The organism is Rickettsia endosymbiont of Lasioglossum villosulum (assembly GCF_964026455.1).
In the GTDB taxonomy this organism is placed as follows: Bacteria; Pseudomonadota; Alphaproteobacteria; order Rickettsiales; family Rickettsiaceae; genus Rickettsia.
Window position 1 is genome coordinate 1,312,005 of the sequence record NZ_OZ032152.1, and the last position, 23,282, is coordinate 1,335,286.

Sequence of the window (23,282 nt, forward strand, 5' to 3'; positions counted from 1 at the left end):
CTAACTACCTTTCATTTGTACATGCAACTTAGCTTTAGAATGGTTATAAATAAACGAAGCAAGTACACAAGAAATCACACGCATATCCATAGGGTCGGATCTGCTGGTTAAAATAATCGGCACTTTAGCTCCAAGTACGATACCAGCCATAACTGCTTGACCTAAATATTTAAGCTGCTTTGCAAGCATATTACACGACTCAAGATCCGGCACCACTAATATATCAGCATTCCCTGAAACAGATGAGCTAATACCTTTCGCCTCTGCTGCAAATAAAGATATAGCATTGTCAAAAGCAAGAGGACCATCCACTATAGCATTGGTGATTTGTCCACGATCTGCCATCTTAGATAGGCTAGCTGCATCAAGAGTAGTGGGGATTGCGGAAGTAACAGTCTCAACAGCCGATAATACTGCAACTCTAACCTGCTTATCTTCTTTTAGGATATGCATTAAATCTATAGCATTCTGCACTATATCACGCTTGTCCTCTAAGGTAGGGCGGATATTAATAGCAGCATCGGTAATGATAAAAGGTTTAGGGAAAGTTGCCACTGCCATTAAGAAAGCATGGCTTATTCGGCGTTCGGTACGTAAGCCGTTTTCTTTATGAACTACCGCTGACATAAGCTCGTCAGTATGTAGCGATCCTTTCATAATGGCAGCAACTTCTCTTTTCTTTGCAAGCTCTACAGCTTTTTTTGCTGCATCGTGACTATGCTCAACATTAATAACCTGATAATTAGCAAGGTCGACATTATTAACTTTTGCCACTGCCTCAATTTTATGCTGCGGTCCAATCAAAACAGGCGTTATTACACCAAATTGTGCCGCTCTAACTGCCCCAAGTAATGACTCTTTGTCAATAGGACGAACTACTGCTGTTTTGACAGGCTTGAAACCATCCGCTCTAACTAGCAAATTAATAAAATGTTTGGCTGCTTCATCAAAATCAGGGTCGTTAATTTCTTTCGGAGGGGTATAGGAAGTACCTAATTTTTTGGCTAAGATTGCGTCTAAAAACGTCTTATTTATTATGTGTTGCTTCTTCATACAAAACCCTTAATAATTAGTAACTAATTTAATTAAATAATATATAGACCAATTAATAAAGAGAAAATTGAAGAAGTTTTTTAATGGGGTATTTATAAGTAGTATTCAAGCCACAGTAGATATAAGATGTTGGGATACGGCGGGGATGGTGCGTGTGGCAACTTTTCGTCATTGTGAGGATGGGCGAAGCCTGCTCTGTCATCCCGTGGCTTGACCACGGGATCCAGAAAAACAACTAGAAATATCAATATCCTCGGTATCCAGAAAATAATAAAAAATACTAATTTTATTAGTATTTTTAACTGGATCCCGTGAATAAATCACGGGATGACAGGGGGAGAATGATCCACGCAACAATGTCCTCCGTGATCCCGCCATGAAATCTAATAATCTTTACACAGAAAACCTACTTAATGACATTACTTAAAGAAGAGACAATCGGCATATCCAAACCATATCTCTCTATCAACTCCAAAACGAACTTTATCGCCTCTCTTCCCTCTACTAGCTCTGTATATTCTTGTAAAAATTTCTGTTTGTCTTTACTTATGCCAAACTCATAACCAAATTTTGTATTACGTGAGTCCATCGAGTAGCAAGTTAGCACTAAATCACCAACTACACCAGCTTCTAGCAAAATATTTACATCATTTTTCAAGCCACCTAAAGCTTTGGACAATATCGCTATTTCTTTTAAGGCAGATACGATTAGGGTTGCTCTTGCATTTTCGCCCTGCTCTTTTGCCATATCAATCCCGCTTTTAATGGCAAAAATATTTTTTAAAGCTCCTGCTACTTGTAATGTTATAACGTCATTAGTAGTACTAGTAATGAAAGCTTCTGAAGATAGATTATAAGATATTTTATTTGCCAAATCTATATCTAAGCTTGCAATAGTTACAGAAGCAAGTAACCCCTTTGCTAGCTCTTTTGCTAAATTCGGACCAGATAAAAATGCTATAGGGTTATTTGGTAATAAAGTTTTAAGCCTATCAGAAAACAATTCAGTAGGATTACGTGCAAAACCTTTTGTGGTAATTAAAAGAATATTATCGTTTGAGATATGAGTTTTTAATAATTTTATTGCCTCATCAAAAGCGTAAGACGGCACTGCAATAATAATTAGCTCAAAATCTTTAATTTTATCTAGATTAGTGGTAGCTTGTAGATTAGAAAGTAGTTTGATATTACCTAAATATTTCGTGTTAGTTTTCTTATCTATTATTTCCTTTGCTATTTCTTCATTACGCAAAAATAAGGTAACATCCTCGCAAACCCTAGCTGCAATGGCTGCAAGGCTTGTGCCGAAACTCCCCCCTCCATATACCGCAATATTTTTAAACCTGTTCATGATTTTTATTTTTTTATTTGGAGGGGGCTAATATCTGTCATCCCGTGGCGGAGTTATTGCATGGATCGAAAAACGCTCTCGGTGTCATACCGTGGCTTGGGAACTAGATCCAGAAAAAATACAAATAAAAAGCTCGATTTATCTCGATTTATGCTGGATCCCGTGGTCAAGCCACGGGATGACTACCTTAGGACGTTTTTCGATCCACGCAACAATACCCCTACGAGGCGACACTAAAGTTACTGGATTCCTGCCGCAGCTAGGAATGACATAAGAGCTGACGATAACGCCTAACCATTCAGTAAATCCAGCATAGTTTTGCCGATATCCGCAGGTGATCTTGTAATAGTTACGCCGGCACTTTGTAGAGCTTCGAGCTTATCTTCAGCACTACCTTTTCCGCCAGCAATAATAGCACCAGCATGTCCCATTCTTTTACCTGGAGGGGCAGTAATACCTGCTATAAAGCTTACTATAGGTTTTTTGATTTTTGAATGCTTGATAAAATCAGCTGCATTTTCTTCTGCGTCACCACCAATTTCACCAATCATAATAATTGCTTTTGTTTCGTCATCTTGTAAAAACATATCAATGCAATCTACAAAATTAGTGCCATTAACGGGATCGCCCCCAATACCGACACATGTAGATTGACCAAGCCCTACAGCTGTTGTTTGTGCTACTGCTTCATAAGTTAAAGTACCTGATCTTGAAACAATACCTATAGAACCTTTTCTATGAATATGTCCTGGCATGATACCTATTTTACATTCATCAGGTGTTATAATGCCTGGGCAGTTAGGACCGATTAATCTTGTTTTAGAACCGACTAAAGCACGTTTTACTCTGACCATATCAAGCACTGGAATTCCTTCCGTAATACATACGACTATTTCAATTCCAGCATCAATTGCTTCTAATATTGAATCGGCTGCAAAGGGAGGTGGTACATAAATAACGCTAGCATTAGCGCCGGTTTTGGCTTTTGCTTCATGCACAGTGTTATATATTGGTAAGTCTAGGTGAGTTTTACCGCCTTTACCTGGTGTCACCCCACCGACCATTTTAGTACCATAAGCTATTGCTTGCTCGGAGTGGAAAGTACCTTGTGAACCCGTAAAACCCTGACAGATTACTTTGGTTTTTTTATTAACTAATATTGCCATCTTTGATAACTACTTATTATTTTTAAATTTATTTTTGTACAATCGTCATTGCGAGGAGCGAAGCGACGTGGCAATCTTATGAAACAGAAAATAACTCCTGAGATTGCCACGTTCCTTTTAGTCGCTCGCAATGACCGCAAAAATTGACCTTTTTGTATTTTTTATTACTGGATCCCGTGGACAAGCCACGGGATGACATTATTACCTGATAGCCTCAACTATCTTACTAGCCGCATCAGCCAAATCATGAGCCGGTATTATTTCTAAACCTGAATTAGATAAAATCTCTTTACCTTTTTCAACATTTGTACCAGCTAAGCGGACTACTAGCGGCACTTTTATACCTATATCTTTTGCGGCTGCGATAATTCCTTCTGCTATAATATCGCAACGCATGATACCACCGAAAATATTAACTAAAATACCTTTTACTTCTTTATCAGATAAAATTATTTTTAAGGCCTCTTTCACACGTTCACGATCAGCTCCGCCGCCAACGTCCAAGAAGTTTGCAGGTGTTGCACCATAAAGCTTAATAATATCCATTGTTGCCATAGCAAGCCCTGCACCATTTACCATACAGCCGATACTGCCATCCATTTTCACATAGCTAAGACCAGCATCAGCTGCTCTTGTTTCTAGCGGATCTTCTTCATCTTGATCACGCAGTGCCATAATTTCAGGATGCTTAAATAGACCATTATCATCAAAGGTAAATTTTGCATCTAACGCTAATAAATTGCCCTCTTTATTCACAATTAACGGATTAATCTCAATTTGTGCTGCATCTGTTTCAATAAAAGCTTTGTAAGTTGCTTTTACTATTTCTTTCATTTGCTTTACTTGATGGTCTTTAAAACCTAATTCATATGCTATTCCTTGAGCATGGAAATTTTGCAAGCCGGTAGCTGGATCAACTGAAAATTTGATGATTTTTTCAGGAGTTTTTTCTGCAACTTCTTCAATATCAACACCGCCTTCCGTAGAAGCTATAAAGGTAATGCAGCTAGCTGATCTATCAAATATGACACTAAAATAATATTCCTTTAAAATATCACAACCTGATTCAATATAAAGACGATTTACTTTCTGACCTTGTGGTCCTGTTTGGTGTGTGACTAAATTAATACCGAACATATCATGAGCAACTTTTTTTGCTTCCTCTTTACTCTTAACAACCTTAACACCGCCGGCTTTACCTCTACCACCAGCATGTATTTGTGCCTTAACTACATAAACCTTTGTATTTAGCTCATCAATCGCTGCATTAATACTTTCGGTTTTCGTAATCACTACCCCAGTTGAAGTAGGCACACCGTATTTTCTTAAAATCTCTTTTGCTTGATATTCGTGAATATTCATAAATAATTTATTTTATTATTGTTATTAATTTAAATTTCTACTTAAGGATAAGATGCACTTTTAATTTCTTGTACTATCTCTTTATCAAAACTAACAAAGTTATTAACGCTATTTGTCTCTCCTTCGGAAATAATCATATAATCAGCAAAATCTGCTTTACCTTTTATATATTTTTCAGCTGCCGATATTATTATATCTTGATGTCCGATAATAAAACCAGAATTATCAATAAGATTTATAATTGCATCATAAATTTCTTGGCGTGTAAACTTTTTTACTTTTAACACCCATGCAAATTCAAGTATTGCATATGAGGAAATAAAGATTTTATGATTAACATGATTTTTCAGAAAATTTTGAGCAGTCTTAGCCTGTACTTCATCATCTTCAAGGAAAGTACGAGTTAAAATATTAGTGTCAATCCCTATCATTTTCGATAACCGCAATACTAATAGCTTCATCTACGTCAGTTGGACCATTTTTAGCTTTGTGTTTACCTTTACCAAAAAAACTAAAAATATCCTTTTTTATAGGAAGCAATTCTAATGTTTCGTTTTTCTTGTAATTAATAATTACTTCAGAACCTGAATGCAAACCAAGCTTATTTCTTATATATTTAGGTATAACTACTTGCCCTTTTGAAGAAACTATTACTCTAGCACTTTTGCTCATAATACTAATATAGTAAGTTATGTAATCTTACTTATATAAAACATAGTTTTGTATATATGTCAATAAATTTATGATTAAATTAACTATTCCACATCCTCTTAAGTACATTATCCTTTCTAATAAAATGATGATAAAACGCAGCTAGTATATGAAGAATAATCAGAGCAGTAAATAATAAAGCTGCTTTTTGGTGGATTTTTTTGCAGATTTTGGCGAATTGTAAATCTTGGGTAAAAGATTGTATAGTAAACAAGCCGTAAAAATCTATATGATGATTTGACAAAATGGTCATAAGAAAGCCGCTTATCGGCATTAATATCATTAAAAGATATAAGAGATTTATGTTAATGGTGGCAACTTTCTTTTGCCAGTTTGGTAAATCAGCAGGTAGTAAGACAGTAGTATTATAAAATCTCCATAAAAGCCTTAATATAACTAGAGTTAAAATTAGCACTCCGGTTGCTTCATGTAAGCCAAATATTTGCCATTTTAAAGGCGGCTCTATGTAATCATCCATTAAAAAACCAGCAATAAGCATTAATATAACCATAATACTCATAATCCAGTGAAAAAGTTTAGCAATCAACCCATAAGAATTTTCAGTATTCGTAAGTAGCATAATGGTACTCTATTTATGTTATAAGGTCATTGCATGGCTTGGGGAGAGTCATTGCGAGGAGCGAAGCGACGTGGCAATCTTGTGAAGCAAAACTCCTGAGATTGCTTCGTCAAAACTTACAGTTTTTCCTCGCAATGATGTAGCCGTATTACTCTCCAACTGCCTTACCTATTATCTTCTCTGCTTCCGCTCCGTTTAGATTCTCTTGATCATTCAAAATTAAATTAGCATTTTTTAGATCATCGCCAATTTCTTCAGCACGTCCTTTTAAGATTTTAGCTAAAAATTGTTCGGCAAGAGCGTAATATGATATTCTATTACCAGGTTTTGCAAAGCTGTGGCCTTCATCTTTATAGAGTGCATAAACTACCGGTATGTGCTTTGCTTTCATAGCATTTACGATTTGATCGGATTCTGCTTGCACGACTCTCACATCATGAGCTCCTTGGGCTATGAATAAAGGCTTTTTGATATTATCAACAAAATTAATCGGTGATCTTTGTCTTAAAAACTCTTTTTCCTCTTCAGTATCCCAAGGACCTATACGTGTTTTATATATACTTAATAATGGAGTCAAATATGGGGCTTTAGTTTGTACATGAGTTAATAAATTAGACATACCAACAACATCAACTCCGCAAGCAAACACATCAGGTGTCATAGTAAGACCAACTAGCGTTGCATAACCGCCGTAACTTCCACCCATAATCCCTATTTTATCAGCTTCTGCTATATTATTATTAATAGCCCAATTTACACCATCAATTAAATCAGTATGCATTTTACCGGCATATTCTAAATTTCCAGCATTAAGAAAATCTTTACCAAAGCCAGTAGAACCACGATAATTAATACTTAAAACTGCATAGCCACGATTAGCAAGCCATTGATGCTCCGGATCGTACCCCCAACTATCACGTGCCCATGGACCACCGTGAACATTAATTATTAGCGGAACTTTTTTATCAGGAATATTATTTTCATCAAGTTTCATATCATTTGGGAAAGTAATATAACTAACCAAATCAAAACCATCACGTGACTTAATAATTACCGGTATCATTTTAGCAAGTTTATATTGCTCTAATTCTTTACGGTTAGTAAATAAAAACTCAGCTTTTTTATTAGTGCGATCATATTTATAATATTTCACTGGTGAATTATCACTATTATAAGCTATGATCCAAGTTTTATCATCAAGTGTTCGACTATTAATAATCAAATCACCACGATCAAGATTTTGCAAATATTTGATATCATCTTCAATATCTTTATCTAATATTTTGTATGATACCATATCGTAATTTATTGATACTGCTTGCGGTGTTTGTTTGGTAGGATGTACAGCAAATAAACCAATATCAGCTTTTGAATCTTCTGCTAATATTTCTGAACTATTGGTAGCTAAATTTATAGCTTTAAGGGCTGAAGTATTACGATCACGCCCCTCTAGCATATATAAAGTTTCACCACTAGTATCAAAACCAAGTATAGCGGTATTAAACGAATCTTCCATTGATATTTTGGTAAATAGCTGAGGCTTGCCGTCTTTTAATTCGTAATATTCAACAGCACCATCTTTATCTAATAAACTACCAAATCTTAAATTTAAATTTTCATCTGTTACAAAATTGGTAAATTTATCATTTTGATAAATCAGTTCTTTTTCTAAAGTATCTAGATTTAATTTATAAATATCAAAATATTCAGGATTACGCTCATTTGAATCTATTAATATTTCATTTGGCTTTTTGTAGCTTAGTCCAACTAGCCCAGCCTTTACTCCCTTTTCCGGAGTAAGTAACTTTGTCTCTTTTGTTTCTATATTATAACTATAAATTCGGTCATTTTCATCGCCGTTAAAATCTTGAGTGTATAAAATATTTTTATTGTTATAAGCTTTAGCATAAGACCATATACCACGACCTTTATCATGCGTTATTGCCTCTGCCTTACTAATATCATCACTTGGGGCTAACCAAATATTTAGCACGCCGTCTTTTGGTGCAATATATAAGATATATTTACCGTCATGGGTTAATGACACTCTTGCCTTGTCAGGATTACCGAACAGAACTTTACGAGGGATTATTTGGTTATCATCACCTATTATTGTAGATTTATTTTGAAACATAAAAAAGACACCTATTATTAGTATAGTGCCTATAATATAGAATAATTTGTTCATTACTAATAGTTTATTATTGTTATTTATATGTTGCGTGGATACCAAATCGTCATTGCGAGCGAATGAAATGAGCATGGCAATCTTATGAAGCAGGACTCCTGAGATTGCCACGTCGATGCGTTGCATCTCCTCGCAATGACGGCAAAAACTACACTTTTTCAATATTGCTTAAAAACCAATCTACTTCCTTGGTATTAGCATTACGGGTAAATGTCCATTCTTCTTTTAGTTCCTCTATTTTGTCAACTACGTTTTTACCTTGGAATAGTAATTTAATAAATATGTTGTTGCCAAATGTATAAATTTCAGAATATTTAGCGTTTAAAGCCGTTGAGTCGAAAAAATTACCATAAGAAGCAGATATTTTTTCAAATTCTTCTAAAAATCTTTTATCAACTAATTCAGCAAGTTCTTCTGTTTGGTTTTTATAAGCAGCTTCTATAATCATTTGGAAAGCGATTTTAGCGTTGTTTATAAATTTAATAGGTTGAAATGTATTAAGACGTTTATGCACTGTTTCCATACCATCTACAACTGCCGTTATATTCTGTTCTACTATCAAATTTTTAAAAGTTTTAATATCTTGTGCGGTTGGTAGATCTTTTTCTTCTTCATATGATTTATTAGAACTGTTTGTTACATCTTTAATAACTGGTTCACCAAAATAAGATTTTTGTTTTGCTGGATCATCATCCGAAGTAGCACCAAGCGTCGTAATTAGCTTATTAATAATAAAAAAAGCAATACCAGCAAAAATTAATAGCTCGATTATTTGAGGAGACATTCTACTTACTCTAAAAGATTATCTTTTCATTTTAATACAAAAAAACAATCTTTGAAAGTTATTTATGGAAATAAGGCTTTATTTTTTATAAAAATTAATAGATTTTTATACTAAAAATGTAAAAACATTAAGAAATAATATGGGTATACTTATAGTTTAAAAAAATACTAAAAAGTAACTAAAAGCACTTGATTATTTTAATTACTGTTGATAGTATGTAAAACGTGAATGATGTTTAAACTCCATTATTGCAAAACAGCTTATTAAGCCTTTAGTGCATACTTTATGCTAGGGGACTGCTGCACTAAGTATTTTTACTTAATGCAGTGGATAATTATTGTTTTCAATGATTGAGTTTATCCCCTAGCACCTGTGCCTATCTAAAATATATCCCATTTTTAACAATTATATATTATTAGTATCCTTTAGTAGTTGCTCTACCTTTAAGGCATTGTCAAATCCGTGATCGTAATGAAATCTTATATCGGGTGAGTATTTCATATTTATCTTGCCTGTTACAAAATTTCTGATAGCATTTTTGGAATTATTTAGGCTTTCGGTAATTTCTTGAGGCGTTAGTTTAGTGTTAAAAGGTAGAAAATAGCAATTGGCTATTTTTAAATCGGCAGTAACTATAATTTTTGTTATCGTAAGAGGACAATCGTAAAGTCTAGGATCAAGCATTTTACCACGATGTAAAATCTCAATTAATGCTTCATTTATTATACTTGCTACTTTTTGCTGTCTATGAGAATTTTCTGAAGTTAATTTTTTCATGGCTATTTTATAATATATATAGTTCTGCAATATAATAGCAGGCTTTTGCTAAACAACCAAGCCCCAAAAATTTTGAAAATTTTGTTTTAAAAAAACCAGAAAATAAGGAAATAAAGCTTCCCCAAAAAGGAAACGCCATCAGAAGAAGTATAAATATCTCATATTTATAAAAAAGTTGTGCTAAATTTTTATGCCTTAAGATATTTTGTTCATTTTTAGAAGAGTAGAAAATATTTAAAGCACATTTACCAAAAATATAATTAACTATATTACCACCAAGAGAAGCACAAGTAGCTACTATAAACATTATAGGGTAACTATAGTTACCAAACATTTTCATAGAATGAAAAATTAATTCACGCTGAAAACCGATGAATAAGTTTGAGACAAAACTATCAACAAATAATAAACTAAATGCTTCAAATTGTTCCATAAATACTGTAATGTTTTTAAATTATTTATAATTAAACATCAAAAAATAGTAATCAGCAATGAAAAAACAAATTATATACCCAGATTTTATAGCACGTATTTTTTCTACGGCACTTGATTTATCGTTATTTGCTTTCATAGCAATCCCAATTTTACAATTTTGTTTCTTTTATCTAATGGTTTTTTTCTACCGTGATTATTTCCAGAGCTATAATATTGACTTGCATAATCAAAGCGAGGTGCTTAAATCTGTTATGAGTCAAGAATTTTATGAATATCTTAAAGCAGGAAATTTTAATAAATACATTTTATTTAATGTTTCAATTTTACTAATTAATTTAACAGTGATAGGTTCATATTTTATAGGTTTTTGGTATTATAAAGGAGCAACCATTGGCAAAATATTTATGCGTATGAAAATAGTAGATGCAAACGACTTTAACCGTCCGACCCTTAAACAGTTAATTAAAAGATTCCTTGGATATATGACATTTCCGATCGGTATTTTCTTTATACTTTTCTCTTCTCAAAAACAAGCATTACATGATAAAATAGCTGGAACTGTCGTAATAAAGGCTTAATATGAACGATAATAATAACGAGATAGACCAGCTAATTTACCTATTTTCTAAGCTTCCTGGACTTGGTAGCAGATCAGCAAGACGTATAGTATTATATTTACTGCAAGACAAGGATGTAAGGCTAAAAACTCTTATCAATAATCTTACAGAAATAGATAAGAAAATAGTAAAATGTCAGGTCTGTGGTAATATGGATACTGAAAATATTTGCGGTATCTGCACATCTGAATATCGAGATAAATCAGTTATTGCAATAGTTGAAACTGTTGCTGAATTATGGGCAATGGAGCGTAGTGGTAATTTCAAAGGATTATATCACGTGCTTGGTCATAATTTATCAGCAGCTAGCAGACAGAACCCTAGTATCTTGAGGTTACCGGAACTACTTGACAGATGCTTTAAGGAAAATATTAAAGAAGTCATTATCGCAACTAACTCTACTTTAGAGGGGCAAACTACTGCTTATTTTATTACAGAATATCTAAAAGACCATCCCGCAAAAATCTCTCGCCTCGCTAGCGGCATACCTATCGGTGGTGAACTTGATTATCTAGACGAGGGAACTTTATCTGCTGCTATCAACCTAAGGCAACCTTTTGAGTAAGTTCAAAAGCTTCATGAAATTCTAAATTATGCTCTCCAACAAACTTTATTACATCTTTATGATTACCAAAGTGATCAAAATTTATTAATAACTCACCTTGGGGATTAGTATTTAATATATTTGTATATAAACGATTACCACCATTAATTTTGATTTCAACAGCATTTTCCTTGAGAAATTTAACTCCATTATTTCCCTGCTGTTTGTAAATTATGCCTTTTTCTAACGCATTGATAAATTCATTATATTGAGTACTATCGCATTTTATATCTGTGCTAATTCTTCCATAACAATCAAGTCCTTTATATTTACCTAAAGAAATAGCATCGTTTTTATTAATCTCTCCTTCTTTAATTAGCCAATTACTAACATTACTATTTGTATTATTAATAGCATGACGTAAATTAAGCTCTTTTATTGATCGATAATATTTATGAGTATTTTGTATATCATTAATGAAGTCTTTTTCATATTTTTCATGTAATAATACACTATATTCTTGGATTTTTTCTTGATTGTTAATTAATTCAGCAGCACTAAGACCAATCTCTATAGCACTATAGTTTTGAGGTTCAAGCAGTAATATTTCTTCAATTTTTTCTAAGGCTAATTTATATTGTTCATCTGCGACTAAACAGCTACTGACCTGAATCACTAAATCTATAGCATCTTCTTGTGATAAATCAAACTTACTTCTTAGTTCTTCTATATGAACTTCGCTTATATATTCGACAGGAGTTAATAAAAACCTAGTTTTTTCTATATATGGAGTTATTATATTTTTAGGTATTTTTTTGGCAAATTGTGCTGCTAATTCATATTGTTTGGTATAAATAGCAGTTGTAAACGATAATACTGCGTAATCAATAACCTTATCAATCTCAATTAATTCTTCTTTCAAGTTTTCATAATTTGAGTCTCTTTCAGAATCATTATAGCTATTAAATTTAGCAATATATTCAAAACAACGAAATTGACTTTTGCTTGTCGCAGGTAATTCATCCTGATTAATTGAATTTAGTTTTATAGCACTAATCTCAGCTAAATCTAAACTCATCTCCATTAAAATTTTTAAATCTTTTGGGGAATTTTTTGTTAAATCCTTAGCCTTGTCTAATTTTTGTTGTGTTAAATAAATATTAAATAAGTTATAGAGAGCATCTTTATCGTCAGGTTCGGTTTTTAAAAAATGTAAAAGTTGTTTTTCAGCTAATGACAAATTTCCTACATTAAAATATGCTAATGATAAATTAAAACGGCAAAAAATAATGCCCTCCTCTTCCGGTATCACATTATTTTTTATAGTTAATAATTTAGGTTCAAGTAATGTTATTATCTCTTCATCTTTTTCAAACTCAAGTAATACGTTAGTAAGAGTGGCTAGAACATTAAAATCTTCTGCTATTGTATCTGCTAATTGTTTAATAATATCAAATTGAAATTCAGGTTTTATAAAATGTACAATTTCTATAATAAAATGAAACGCTGTTTTATATTTCTCTTGATCTATAGTATTTAATAAATTTAAAACTATATGTCCCGTCTTGAATATATCTACAGATACTGCTTCCATTAATTGAATATTTTGTTCTATAGCGGCTAAATAAAAACTGCTTTTTTTAGCAAGAAAGTTGTTAAAAATTTTATCTTGTAAGCAAGAAGAATTAGAAAAAGATTTATATTCAAAAAATATAACTGATTTAGAAAATTTATGTTCTAAATATGAACCATCTTCACTAATTTCATAATCTATAAACAATTTATGGTTTTTAAGTTTTTCATAAGGGTAATTTTCTAATAAACATTTTAGAAGATTATTTTTTTTATTAGCTATTCTTGTAATAGCTAAATTAGCAAATTCTAAAGCTAATTCTGGAGCATTTAAGTTTTGGATTATTCTCAAATAATCTTTAAAATCAATTTCTTTTAACATACATTTATATAATTCTATAAATTTATTTTGCAAATTGCTTTTGAATATTTGAGCTTTATTATCTTGATTAGGTAAACATAAAAAATCTTTTTCTTGAATAAGTCTAAAAGAATTTATTTTTCCTTCCATATTTTTTTACATTAAAATTTTTTGAACGCATATTATATAGTAATTTATTTTTTTGTAAAGATTTTATTAATATTTTTTAATAAGCTCTAAAGTAACTTGACTGAAAAGTTAAAGAATGTTAATAATTTATACAGTTCAAGTTTGGACTTTTATTAAAAAAATATGAGGGACATTATGCTAAATAACAATGGTATAAGCAATTCAAATAAAAGTAAATTTATGGCTCCACGACCAGAAGGAGTAAAACCTACAACCGTAGTAATTACTTATTCTGTCTGCAATAATTTAGAGCAAACTATTAACGCACTACAAAAAAACGGCACAAGCGTACATTATATTATCGATCAAGATGGAAAACAGTATCAATATCATAATGATTTAACTGATAAAACTTTTTTTGCAGGTAAAAGTAGCTGGAAAGGAACAGATAGTGTCAATGATTTTGGCATTGGTATAATGCTTATTAACGATGCAAAAAGTGAATTTTCCACTATACAAATTTCTCAATTAAAAAATCTTCTTACTGATATACAAGAAAGATATCCAGAAATAGATCTAAAAGCAAATTTAGTTGGTTTGGGTGAAATAACTGTAAATAGAGAGGTTAATAATCATATAGCTCCAGGCAAATTTTTCCCTTGGAAAGATTTGGCAGATTCTGATTTTGGAAAATATTTTGAAACTACAGATGAACAAAAAAGTAAAAAATTATTAACATCTGGTGACTCAGGAGCAGAGGTTGAAGCTTTACAAGGAAATTTACAAGCATATGGTTATGGAGTACAGTCTACTGGCATATTCGATAAATTCACTGCTCAAGCTGTTCAAGTATTTAATACACGTTATAATACTGGTTTACCAAATGAAGAACCGCCTATAAGCTATACTGAAGCAACTCAGCATGAGTTAGAATTATTAGGTGTCTAATACAGATAGCCAATTTTTCAAATAAAACGAGTCTATCCACCGAACTGTTCTTTAATAATACGATCTTCTAAAGTATGATTCTTATTAAAGAGCAATTTGATAGATTTATCGTTAGTCGATTTAATAGTAACTGATTTTATATTACTAAATTCTTGAAAATCAGCAGTGGCGTTTACTGGTCTTTTATTTGTATTAAGTATTTCAAATTTAATGGAAGCTGAAGACGGCAATAATGCCCCATACCATCTACGCGGTCTAAATGAACATATAGGGGTTAGGCATAGCATATTCGACTCTAGAGGGAGAATATGACCACCAGCAGATAAATTATAGGCACTACTACCTGCCGGTGTTGCAACTAAAGCTCCATCTGCTACTAGCTCACTCATTCGCTCTACGCCGTTTACTTCAATTTTAAATTTAGCTGCTTGATTAGTTTTACGAAATATTGATACTTCATTAATCGCAAGAGCTTTATGTATTTGACCATCTACTTCTTCAGCCTGCATTAAAAGAGGATTAAGAGTAGAAGCAGTACTTTCTTGAATATTTTTTAGTATATTTTTAATATCCAAAGGATTCATCAGAAAGCCGAGACTGCCTAAATTAACACCATAAAAAGGTATGTTTAAATGCATATAACGATGTATATTATGCAATAACTCCCCGTCCCCTCCAGCTACCATGATTACGTCCGCATCTTCTACGTCACAATAAGTATAAAGTTTTTTTATTTCCTCTATATTATCTGAAGATTTAGAATTTTGGTTATAAACTAATGCTATTTTATTCATATTCATTGTGAATTTCTTTTTTAAAGATAGACGCTTAAGCAATAATAAGTTATAAGGATAAATATATAAGTATAATAATTATAGAAATTAATATGTCGTCATTCAATATCAAAAATCATAAAAATGATTTACTATTTATACCTCTTGGTGGTTCTAACGAAATAGGTATGAATTTTAATCTGTATCATTATAAAGGTAAATGGCTAATTATTGATTGTGGTAGCGGTTTTGCTGATGATTATTTACCAGGCGTTGATATGATGATTGCAGATAGCAGTTTCATTGAAAAACATAAAAAAGATATAGTCGGAATGATCATAACTCATGCTCATGAAGATCATTTGGGCGGAGTACAATATCTATGGAATAGCCTCAAATGTCCTATTTATACTACTACTTTCACAGCAAATTTTTTAAAAATTCGTTTAAGCGAATATGATTTTGCTAAAAATATTAAAATTCATGAAGTAAAAGCAGGAGGTAAAATAGATTTATCTCCTTTTTCGCTGGAAATGGTACCATTAACTCACTCAGCACCTGAGATGCAAGCAATTATGATCCGCACGGAAGCCGGTAATATTTTACATACAGGAGATTGGAAATTTGATAACGATCCGGTGCTAGGCAAAAAAGCCGATGAAGAGCTTTTAAAATCTTACGGGGACGAGGGAGTACTTGCGTTAGTTTGTGATTCTACCAACGTCTTTAATAAAGGAAGCTCCGGTTCTGAGGGGGATGTTAGAAAAAGTTTAATAGATATTATAGCTGGCTGCCCGCAAATGGTAGTAGTTTCAACTTTTGCTTCTAATCTAGCCCGCCTTGATACCATAATTCATGCTGCTCAACTTGCAGGTAGAAAAGTAGCCCTAACTGGTAGAAGCTTGCACCGCATTAAGCTTGTAGCCGAAGAAAGCGGTTATTTTAAAGATATTGCACCTTTAATTAGTGAACGTGATGTTAGTAGATTCAGAAGAGAAGAGCTATTAATAATTGCTACTGGTTGTCAAGGTGAGCCGCTAGCTGCTACTGCAAAACTAGCCTCTAACTCTCACCAGTCAATAAAGCTTGCTCCTAAAGATACTATGATTTTTTCTTCAAAAATTATTCCTGGTAATGAAAAGAAAATATTTAGGCTATTTAATATATTTGTTAAAAGTGGTGTGGAAGTTATTACCGAACGTGATCATTTCGTGCATGTATCAGGTCACCCTTCTGTTGATGAGCTACAAAAAATGTATTCTTTAATTAGACCAAATATTTGTATACCTGTACATGGTGAGCCAGTACATATTCATGAGCATGTTAAACTTGCTAAGAAAAACGGCATACCTAATGCAGTGGAAGTTGAGAATGGTAGCGTGGTGCTACTTGAACCTAATAATGCTAAAGTGATTGCAAAAGTTGAAAGCGGTTATTTAGCTGTTGATGGTAACTATTTGCTCCCTGTAGAATCACCTATTTTTAAAGCTAGAAGACGTATGCGTGAGTCTGGTATAGTAATAGCCTCGATTGTAATTGATCAAAAAGGCTTGCTTGCCGCAAAACCCATATTATCTATGCCAGGTTTACTTGACGCAAATGAAGATATGCAATTGATTAATATAATTAAAAATGACATCGCAGAGCTTATTAAAACTCAGCAGAGCCAAGCTAAAAAAGCTTTATCTAAGGAACAGATAGAAGAAAAAATAAAATCTACGATACGAAAAACTCTTAAACAAGAAATTAATAAATCCCCTGCAATAATAGTTAATATCGAAAAAGCTATAGAGTAGTTCTTTCTTATTCCATGTGAGCCAAAAAACGTTATTGCGAGGAACGAAACGATGTGGCAATCTCATCAAACATCCTGAGATTGCACACGTACAAAACTTACAGTTTATCCTCGCAATGACAATTCTTAATCCACGCCACCATGGAGTGGCAACTAACCCACTATCTTATTGCTACCCATAACATTATAGCCGCAATCTACATAATGAATTTCGCCTGTAACACCGGATGCAAGTTGGCTAAATAAATATACCGCCGCTCCTGCCACGTCTCGCTGAAGAGTATTGCGTCTTAGCGGAGCAGTTGCCGCATGAGATTTAAGCATAGTATTAAAGTCACCAATAACGCTACCTGAAAGAGTTTTAATAGGACCTGCTGAAATAGCATTTACACGGATATTATTTTCACCCATATCATTTGCTAAATATCTAACACTCGCCTCTAATGCCGCTTTAGCTACGCCCATAACGTTATAATTTGGTATAACTTTCTCAGCACCGTAATAGCTTAATGTTACTATACTACCGCCATCATTCATCAACTTTTCAGCTTCTCTTGCAAGCTCAACTAAAGAGTAGCATGATATATGCAAACTATTATTGAAATTGCCAAGGCTAGTATCTATATAACGTCCTTTAAGTTCATTTCTATCGGAAAAAGCCATGCCGTGCAGTAAGAAGTCAAAACTTCCCCATTTTTCTTTTACTTCAGCGAATAAATCAGTAATTGACTTTGGATTTGTAACATCAAGCTCGCTAACAAAATTGCAACCAACTTCTTCAGCAAGAGGTTTAACTCTTTTTTCTAAGATTTCTGATTGATAAGTAAAGCAAAGTTCAGCACCATGTTTGCGTGCGAGCTGTGCTATCGCCCATGATATAGACATATTATTTGCAATACCGGTAATTATACCCCTTTTCCCCTGTAATAATCCTGTAGTCATTAAACACGCTCCTAAATAAATATAAAATGAGATGGCATTGCTTGCGTAGATTGAAAATCCCACACCGTCATTCCGTGGCTTGAGAACTAGATCCAGAAAAACAATAAAAAATACTAATATTATTAGTATTTTTTAGCTGGACCCCGTGGTCAAGCCACGGGGTGACAGGGGGAAATGATCCATACCAGCAATGCTAAATATAACTTGCCTGGATGATAGCATGATGTATTATTTTGTAAATAAAATAATTTTGATAAAAAAATGTATAAACCGAAGATTAGCTGTTTATTATTAGGTCTATTAAGCGGCTTGGTTTTTGCTCCGACTTTTCTATTACCTGCATTATTAACCTTATCTTATCTGTGTTATTTAGTACAAAAATCTAAAGACTGGCAAGAGGCAGCAAAGCTTGGATATATATTCGGTTTTGGGCATTTTTTAAGTGGCATATATTGGATTAGCATCGGTGTTAGCGTTTATATATCAGATTTCTGGTGGGCTATTCCTTTCGCATTATTTGGCTTACCTATAATTTTAGCTTTTTTCGTATCTGCAAGTTGTGTGTTTAGTTTTTTTGTTAGAAATAACAAATATTATCATTTTATATTTTGCTTATATTGGGTGTTATTTGAGTGGGTAAGATCGTGGATATTTACCGGTCTTCCTTGGAATTTAATAGGTTATGCTTTTTCATTCTCAGATATTTTAATCCAACCTTTAAATATAATTGGAATATATGGGCTTAGTTTTATAGTAATCTATATTTCCACTTCTTGTTATCCGTTTTTTACTAAACAATTTGATCAGCTAAAAGTTTTATTACTGACTTCAAGCATAACCCTAGCCGTGATAATTACTTATGGCAGTGTAAGGCTATATAATTATCCTACAAATTTTACTGATATAAAAGTCCGTTTAGTGCAACCATCAATCCCTCAAACCGATAAATGGAATGAGGAAGAATTTTGGCATAATTTAATATTGCATATTAATTTATCGAAAAATTCAGAATCTATAGTCAATTCAGTTGGGCTTGGATACAAGGAGCAAGGAGCGAAGCCTATAGGTAATAGGAGAGCGACGAGTGACATCGTCAGCGAGCCTAAATCAATTGACTTAGTTATTTGGTCGGAGGCAGCTTTAGTAGTACCTTATGATATACCTGTGGTTAAATCAGAGTTGTTAGGGCTACTAAATTCGGTAGATGCTACTTTAATTACAGGTGGGATATCAGATAATAAAAAACGGGGAGAGGATTTTGAACTTTATACTGCTATGTATGCTCTTGAAAAGAACGGCAATAAATTATTTGAATATCATAAATCTCATCTAGTGCCTTTTGGTGAATATATGCCATTTAAAAAAATACTACCTTTTAAAAAGCTAACTCATGGTTTTATTGATTATACTGAAGGAAATGGCGGGCTTGTCTATCTTGATAAATATGACCTAAAAATAAAACCTTTGATTTGCTACGAATCTATTTTCCCTGATTTTGTCCGAACAAATAATGAAACAGCTGGTGTAATAATTAACGTTACAAATGATGCATGGTATGGAAAATCTAGCGGACCATATCAACATTTTCATATTAGCAAAAGTAGAGCTGTAGAAAATGGTTTACCGATGGTTAGAGTAGCAAATAATGGTATTTCTGCAATAATAGATCCTCTTGGTAGGGTAATAAAAAAATTAGATTTAAATGAAACAAATTATATTGATGGTTTAATTCCTAAAAAACTAGATTCTCCCACAATTTTTTCGAAATTCGGAAATATTACTATTCTGCTAATCGTATTTTTTATATTTTTAGTTAACTATTTATTAGATAAAAAGCTTATTAACTCAAGGGATTAGTTTAATTGTATTAAATTTTAATAAAGTTGCTTGATTAAATACGTGCTATGTGTATAATGTATATTTAAAGTTGAATATACTTTGCAATAACCAATTTTTAATATTAAGCCTATTATTAATTATGAATACAATAAAACACATAGATAAAATCGCAAGTGAACGCTTAAAGCAACGTCGTATTGCAATAGGTCTTAGTCAAAAAGAACTCGGCGAAACTTTAGACATTAGTGCTATTCAAATAAAAAAATATGAAGAGGGAATAAGTACTATACCAGTAAGTAGATTATATGTTTTAGCAAAAATTTTAAATACGCCGTTAAAGCATTTTTTCAACGCTTCTATTTCTGAAGAAGAAAGGTTAAATACTGACGATAATATTTTTGATAATGAAATTGAATATTTATCTAACGAAATAGATGAGCATCTTTTAAATAATGTGGCTGAAGAAGACGAAGATTATGAATATAACATTCCTTTTAGTAGAGAAGACTTAACTAGAACTTTAGAGAGAGAAATTTTATCATTAACTAGAGCGTTTACTAAAATACAGAATCCAGATGTTAGAAAAATAATAATTGAGCTTGTTAGATCACTCGCTATTTGCGTATAAGTATTTTCCTGTTACTCTGCATTGCTTATTGCGAGGAAGCGTTGTGGCATGAATCGATTCTATCCAGTGATGGCGTTGTTGCGTGAATGCCAAGCTGTCATTGCGAATGAGCGAAGCGAATGTGGCAATCCAGGAAAAATAATAAAAAATGCTATAAGTTAGCATTTTTTAGCTGGATTGTGTACGTACAATTACTTTGTAATTTCCTTAGCTCAGACGGAAAAAATGATCCACTAGGGCAATGCCGTCATGGCATGACAAGGGTTGAACTGGACCATACAACAACATTAATTTTTCCTTGTAATAAGGGAAAAACAAGCCACGCAGGCAATAAATCTTTATCTGTAATCTATATTATGCTAAAATGCTGTCTTTAATACTTTAAATAAAAAGGCAGTTATTAGTGTCAAAATTTTCCTTTAATATCAATCATCAACATAAAAAAGCAAGAAGCGGGATTATTACTACTGCTCACGGCAATATTCGTACTCCTGCTTTTATGCCGGTCGGAACAAGAGGAACTGTTAAAGCAATGCTGCCTGAATCGGTAGGCGAAACAGGGGCTGATATTCTGCTCGGTAACACCTACCACTTAATGCTACAACCAAGTGCTGAGCGTATCGCACGCCTTGGTGGTTTGCATAAATTCATAAATTGGGATAAGCCAATACTAACCGATTCCGGTGGTTATCAAGTAATGTCTCTATCGAAGTTGCGTAAGATAACGGAAGAGGGAGTAAGTTTTAACTCGCATATTAATGGTGATAAATATTTGCTGACACCTGAACGTTCTACCGAAATACAGCATTTACTCGGCAGTACTATTACTATGGCTTTTGATGAATGTACTCCTTACCCTGCAACGTTTGAAGAAGCAAAAACCTCTATGCAGCTCACAACTAGATGGGCATATAGATCAAGAGAAGCATTTGTTAAACGAGATGGTTATGCACAGTTTGGTATTATTCAAGGTAGCACTTACGAAGAGTTACGCAAGCAATCGGCTAAAGATTTAATAGAGCTTAATTTTGAAGGGTATGCTATAGGCGGTCTTGCAGTTGGAGAGGGACAAGAGCTTATGTTTAAAGTTCTGGATTATGCCCCTGATTTCCTACCGCAAAATAAACCTAGATATTTGATGGGGGTAGGAAAGCCTGCTGATATTATTGGAGCAGTCAGCAGAGGGGTAGATATGTTTGACTGCGTAATCCCGACTAGGTCAGGTCGTAATGGTCAGGCTTTCACAAAATATGGCACGGTAAATATCCGCAATAGTAAATATGCTGAAGATAACGAGCCTTTGGAAACTGATTGCCTTTGCCCTGCTTGTCAAAATTATAGCAAAGCCTACTTGCATCATTTGGTTAGAATAGGCGAAATACTCGGAGCGATGCTAATGACTTGGCATAATCTTACATATTTTCAGAACCTAATGAGCCGTATTAGAGAGTATATTGCCTTAGGTAAAGATTTTGATTTTATTGCGTAGTTTTATACTGTGAAGATTGTAAAAAATCTTGATGTCATCCCGTGGCTTGTCCACGGGATGACAAGAGTGAAGCCAAGATGAAAAAAATTTTAGGAATTGAATCAAGTTGTGATGATACTAGTGTTTCTATAATAACTGAAGATAGGGAAATCTTATCGAATATAGTCATATCACAAAATACAGAACATGCGGACTATAAAGGAGTAGTGCCGGAAATAGCCGCACGTTCTCATTTAGCTAATCTCGAAAAAGCTATGAAGCAGGCTTTACTTGAGAACAATACTAGCTTAGATGAAATTACGGCAATAGCAGCAACTTCAGGACCTGGTTTAATTGGCGGCGTTATAGTCGGCTCAATGTTTGCAAAGTCTCTTTCTAGCGTTTTAAATAAGCCCTTTATTGCAGTAAATCATTTAGAAGGACACGCATTAACTGCAAGATTAACCGATAATATCCCATATCCATATTTGCTTTTATTAGCTTCCGGTGGGCATTGTCAATTTGTCGCAGTACTTGGGCTTGGAAAATACAAAATTCTTGGTAGTACTATAGACGATGCAGTAGGTGAGGCTTTTGATAAAGTGGCTAAGATGCTTGACTTGCCTTTCCCAGGTGGTCCTAAAATCGAAAAAAGGGCAAAGCTGGGCGATCCTTATAAATATAAACTCCCAAAACCGATTATTAATAGCGGTAATTGTAATATGTCTTTCTCAGGGCTTAAAACGGCAGTGCGTACTCTAATAATGAGCTTACAAGAGATTAACGATATTATAATTAACGATATAGCAGCAAGCTTTCAGTTTACAATAGGGGAAATTTTAAGCAGCAAAATACTAGAAGCTATTAAAGTTTATGAACGAATAACAAATGATTTTAATAGAAATATAGTAATAGCCGGCGGAGTAGCCGCTAATAAATATTTGCAAGAAATATTAAGTAATCGTACCAAAATACATGGCTATAAGCTTATTTATCCGCCCACAACGCTATGTACGGATAATGCTGCGATGATTGCTTATGCTGGGCTTGAGCGTTATAATAATGGGTTATTTACGCCTTTAAATTTCTGTCCTAAAGCTAGATGGAGCTTAGAAGAAATATAATTATACCTTTGATACTTCAATATTTGGTAAACCATAGAAATTGGTAATAGCTATGGGATGACAAGAACCGAAAACGCTTTCGGTGTCAGCCAGTGATGGTATTGCCCGTGTGGATCAGTTTTGCCGTCATTGCGA

Annotated in this window: 22 protein-coding genes; 8 read left to right on the forward strand and 14 right to left on the reverse strand. The window is 33.3% G+C overall.

Annotated features, from left to right (window positions below; all coding sequences use genetic code 11):
• The 11 genes from AAGD49_RS06550 to AAGD49_RS06605 form a co-directional block, all read right to left on the reverse strand.
• Complete coding sequence (locus tag AAGD49_RS06550) at window positions 1-1,053, reverse strand: phosphate acetyltransferase (RefSeq protein ID WP_341788436.1); 1,053 nt, start codon at window positions 1,051-1,053, stop codon at window positions 1-3.
• A gap of 406 nt (window positions 1,054-1,459) precedes the next feature.
• Window positions 1,460-2,404 carry an NAD(P)H-dependent glycerol-3-phosphate dehydrogenase gene (locus AAGD49_RS06555; RefSeq protein ID WP_341788437.1) on the reverse strand — a complete coding sequence of 315 codons (945 nt, stop codon included), beginning with the start codon at window positions 2,402-2,404 and terminating at the stop codon, window positions 1,460-1,462.
• 290 nt (window positions 2,405-2,694) lie between these two features.
• Window positions 2,695-3,570: a succinate--CoA ligase subunit alpha gene (gene sucD / locus AAGD49_RS06565; RefSeq protein WP_341788439.1), complete on the reverse strand. Its 876-nt coding sequence runs from the start codon at window positions 3,568-3,570 to the stop codon at window positions 2,695-2,697.
• Window positions 3,571-3,771: 201 nt separating this feature from the next.
• Entirely contained in the window at window positions 3,772-4,932 is a 1,161-nt protein-coding gene (gene sucC / locus AAGD49_RS06570; RefSeq protein ID WP_341788440.1) for an ADP-forming succinate--CoA ligase subunit beta, read from the reverse strand.
• Window positions 4,933-4,973: 41 nt separating this feature from the next.
• Window positions 4,974-5,363, reverse strand: a complete 390-nt coding sequence (locus AAGD49_RS06575; RefSeq protein ID WP_341788441.1) for a type II toxin-antitoxin system VapC family toxin — start codon at window positions 5,361-5,363, stop codon at window positions 4,974-4,976.
• Window positions 5,350-5,604, reverse strand: a complete 255-nt coding sequence (locus tag AAGD49_RS06580; protein ID WP_341788442.1) for an AbrB/MazE/SpoVT family DNA-binding domain-containing protein — start codon at window positions 5,602-5,604, stop codon at window positions 5,350-5,352. Before AAGD49_RS06580 ends, AAGD49_RS06575 begins: the two co-directional genes overlap by 14 nt.
• Window positions 5,605-5,683: 79 nt before the next feature.
• The gene (locus tag AAGD49_RS06585; RefSeq protein ID WP_341788443.1) at window positions 5,684-6,223 is read right to left on the reverse strand and encodes a cytochrome b; all 540 of its coding nucleotides are present in this window, start codon (window positions 6,221-6,223) and stop codon (window positions 5,684-5,686) included.
• Window positions 6,224-6,371: 148 nt separating this feature from the next.
• Window positions 6,372-8,411 (reverse strand): S9 family peptidase, encoded by a 2,040-nt coding sequence (locus tag AAGD49_RS06590; protein ID WP_341788444.1) that lies wholly within the window; start codon window positions 8,409-8,411, stop codon window positions 6,372-6,374.
• A gap of 148 nt (window positions 8,412-8,559) precedes the next feature.
• Window positions 8,560-9,195, reverse strand: a complete 636-nt coding sequence (locus AAGD49_RS06595; RefSeq protein WP_341788445.1) for a Tim44 domain-containing protein — start codon at window positions 9,193-9,195, stop codon at window positions 8,560-8,562.
• Window positions 9,196-9,600: 405 nt separating this feature from the next.
• Window positions 9,601-9,972: a 30S ribosome-binding factor RbfA gene (rbfA, locus tag AAGD49_RS06600; RefSeq protein WP_011477891.1), complete on the reverse strand. Its 372-nt coding sequence runs from the start codon at window positions 9,970-9,972 to the stop codon at window positions 9,601-9,603.
• Between the two features lie 7 nt (window positions 9,973-9,979).
• On the reverse strand, window positions 9,980-10,405 hold the full coding sequence (locus tag AAGD49_RS06605; RefSeq protein WP_341788446.1) for a YqaA family protein: 426 nt from the start codon (window positions 10,403-10,405) through the stop codon (window positions 9,980-9,982).
• Window positions 10,406-10,463: 58 nt separating this feature from the next.
• Here AAGD49_RS06605 and AAGD49_RS06610 point away from each other — a divergent pair, with 58 nt between their 5' ends.
• Both AAGD49_RS06610 and recR read left to right on the forward strand, forming a co-directional pair.
• A complete protein-coding gene (locus AAGD49_RS06610; protein WP_011477893.1) occupies window positions 10,464-10,985 on the forward strand; it encodes an RDD family protein in 522 nt (173 codons plus the stop codon).
• A gap of 1 nt (window position 10,986) precedes the next feature.
• Window positions 10,987-11,589, forward strand: a complete 603-nt coding sequence (gene recR, locus AAGD49_RS06615) for a recombination mediator RecR (protein WP_011477894.1) — start codon at window positions 10,987-10,989, stop codon at window positions 11,587-11,589.
• On the opposite strand, the gene AAGD49_RS06620 is transcribed toward recR, so the two are convergent.
• Window positions 11,564-13,651 carry a hypothetical protein gene (locus AAGD49_RS06620; protein ID WP_341788447.1) on the reverse strand — a complete coding sequence of 696 codons (2,088 nt, stop codon included), beginning with the start codon at window positions 13,649-13,651 and terminating at the stop codon, window positions 11,564-11,566. The two genes, recR and AAGD49_RS06620, sit on opposite strands and share 26 nt — an antisense overlap.
• Window positions 13,652-13,825: 174 nt before the next feature.
• On the opposite strand from AAGD49_RS06620, the gene AAGD49_RS06625 reads away from it, so the two are divergent.
• A complete protein-coding gene (locus AAGD49_RS06625) occupies window positions 13,826-14,578 on the forward strand; it encodes an N-acetylmuramoyl-L-alanine amidase (RefSeq protein WP_341788448.1) in 753 nt (250 codons plus the stop codon).
• Between the two features lie 32 nt (window positions 14,579-14,610).
• Here AAGD49_RS06625 and AAGD49_RS06630 read toward each other — a convergent pair whose 3' ends face one another.
• Window positions 14,611-15,378, reverse strand: a complete 768-nt coding sequence (locus AAGD49_RS06630; RefSeq protein WP_341788449.1) for an NAD kinase — start codon at window positions 15,376-15,378, stop codon at window positions 14,611-14,613.
• An 86-nt stretch (window positions 15,379-15,464) separates the two neighbouring features.
• Between AAGD49_RS06630 and AAGD49_RS06635 the strand changes: the two genes are divergently transcribed.
• Window positions 15,465-17,147: a ribonuclease J gene (locus AAGD49_RS06635; protein WP_341788450.1), complete on the forward strand. Its 1,683-nt coding sequence runs from the start codon at window positions 15,465-15,467 to the stop codon at window positions 17,145-17,147.
• A 152-nt stretch (window positions 17,148-17,299) separates the two neighbouring features.
• Here AAGD49_RS06635 and fabI read toward each other — a convergent pair whose 3' ends face one another.
• Window positions 17,300-18,088 (reverse strand): enoyl-ACP reductase FabI, encoded by a 789-nt coding sequence (fabI, locus tag AAGD49_RS06640; protein ID WP_341788451.1) that lies wholly within the window; start codon window positions 18,086-18,088, stop codon window positions 17,300-17,302.
• A 261-nt stretch (window positions 18,089-18,349) separates the two neighbouring features.
• Here fabI and lnt point away from each other — a divergent pair, with 261 nt between their 5' ends.
• From lnt to tsaD, 4 genes are all read left to right on the forward strand, one after another.
• The gene (gene lnt, locus AAGD49_RS06645) at window positions 18,350-19,945 is read left to right on the forward strand and encodes an apolipoprotein N-acyltransferase (protein ID WP_341788452.1); all 1,596 of its coding nucleotides are present in this window, start codon (window positions 18,350-18,352) and stop codon (window positions 19,943-19,945) included.
• Between the two features lie 121 nt (window positions 19,946-20,066).
• Window positions 20,067-20,555, forward strand: coding sequence for a helix-turn-helix transcriptional regulator (locus tag AAGD49_RS06650; protein WP_341788453.1), 489 nt, complete (start codon window positions 20,067-20,069; stop codon window positions 20,553-20,555).
• Between the two features lie 403 nt (window positions 20,556-20,958).
• Entirely contained in the window at window positions 20,959-22,044 is a 1,086-nt protein-coding gene (gene tgt / locus AAGD49_RS06655; protein ID WP_341788454.1) for a tRNA guanosine(34) transglycosylase Tgt, read from the forward strand.
• A gap of 77 nt (window positions 22,045-22,121) precedes the next feature.
• Window positions 22,122-23,147, forward strand: coding sequence for a tRNA (adenosine(37)-N6)-threonylcarbamoyltransferase complex transferase subunit TsaD (tsaD, locus tag AAGD49_RS06660; RefSeq protein WP_341788455.1), 1,026 nt, complete (start codon window positions 22,122-22,124; stop codon window positions 23,145-23,147).
• Window positions 23,148-23,282 lie beyond the last annotated feature (135 nt).

Coding starts and splice junctions, on each gene's coding strand:
- AAGD49_RS06550 (WP_341788436.1), bottom strand. CDS start 1,053: ATGAAGAAGCAACACATAATAAATAAGACGTTTTTAGACGCAATCTTA.
- AAGD49_RS06555 (WP_341788437.1), bottom strand. CDS start 2,404: ATGAACAGGTTTAAAAATATTGCGGTATATGGAGGGGGGAGTTTCGGC.
- sucD (WP_341788439.1), bottom strand. CDS start 3,570: ATGGCAATATTAGTTAATAAAAAAACCAAAGTAATCTGTCAGGGTTTT.
- sucC (WP_341788440.1), bottom strand. CDS start 4,932: ATGAATATTCACGAATATCAAGCAAAAGAGATTTTAAGAAAATACGGT.
- AAGD49_RS06575 (WP_341788441.1), bottom strand. CDS start 5,363: ATGATAGGGATTGACACTAATATTTTAACTCGTACTTTCCTTGAAGAT.
- AAGD49_RS06580 (WP_341788442.1), bottom strand. CDS start 5,604: ATGAGCAAAAGTGCTAGAGTAATAGTTTCTTCAAAAGGGCAAGTAGTT.
- AAGD49_RS06585 (WP_341788443.1), bottom strand. CDS start 6,223: ATGCTACTTACGAATACTGAAAATTCTTATGGGTTGATTGCTAAACTT.
- AAGD49_RS06590 (WP_341788444.1), bottom strand. CDS start 8,411: ATGAACAAATTATTCTATATTATAGGCACTATACTAATAATAGGTGTC.
- AAGD49_RS06595 (WP_341788445.1), bottom strand. CDS start 9,195: ATGTCTCCTCAAATAATCGAGCTATTAATTTTTGCTGGTATTGCTTTT.
- rbfA (WP_011477891.1), bottom strand. CDS start 9,972: ATGAAAAAATTAACTTCAGAAAATTCTCATAGACAGCAAAAAGTAGCA.
- AAGD49_RS06605 (WP_341788446.1), bottom strand. CDS start 10,405: ATGGAACAATTTGAAGCATTTAGTTTATTATTTGTTGATAGTTTTGTC.
- AAGD49_RS06610 (WP_011477893.1), top strand. CDS start 10,464: ATGAAAAAACAAATTATATACCCAGATTTTATAGCACGTATTTTTTCT.
- recR (WP_011477894.1), top strand. CDS start 10,987: ATGAACGATAATAATAACGAGATAGACCAGCTAATTTACCTATTTTCT.
- AAGD49_RS06620 (WP_341788447.1), bottom strand. CDS start 13,651: ATGGAAGGAAAAATAAATTCTTTTAGACTTATTCAAGAAAAAGATTTT.
- AAGD49_RS06625 (WP_341788448.1), top strand. CDS start 13,826: ATGCTAAATAACAATGGTATAAGCAATTCAAATAAAAGTAAATTTATG.
- AAGD49_RS06630 (WP_341788449.1), bottom strand. CDS start 15,378: ATGAATATGAATAAAATAGCATTAGTTTATAACCAAAATTCTAAATCT.
- AAGD49_RS06635 (WP_341788450.1), top strand. CDS start 15,465: ATGTCGTCATTCAATATCAAAAATCATAAAAATGATTTACTATTTATA.
- fabI (WP_341788451.1), bottom strand. CDS start 18,088: ATGACTACAGGATTATTACAGGGGAAAAGGGGTATAATTACCGGTATT.
- lnt (WP_341788452.1), top strand. CDS start 18,350: ATGTATAAACCGAAGATTAGCTGTTTATTATTAGGTCTATTAAGCGGC.
- AAGD49_RS06650 (WP_341788453.1), top strand. CDS start 20,067: ATGAATACAATAAAACACATAGATAAAATCGCAAGTGAACGCTTAAAG.
- tsaD (WP_341788455.1), top strand. CDS start 22,122: ATGAAAAAAATTTTAGGAATTGAATCAAGTTGTGATGATACTAGTGTT.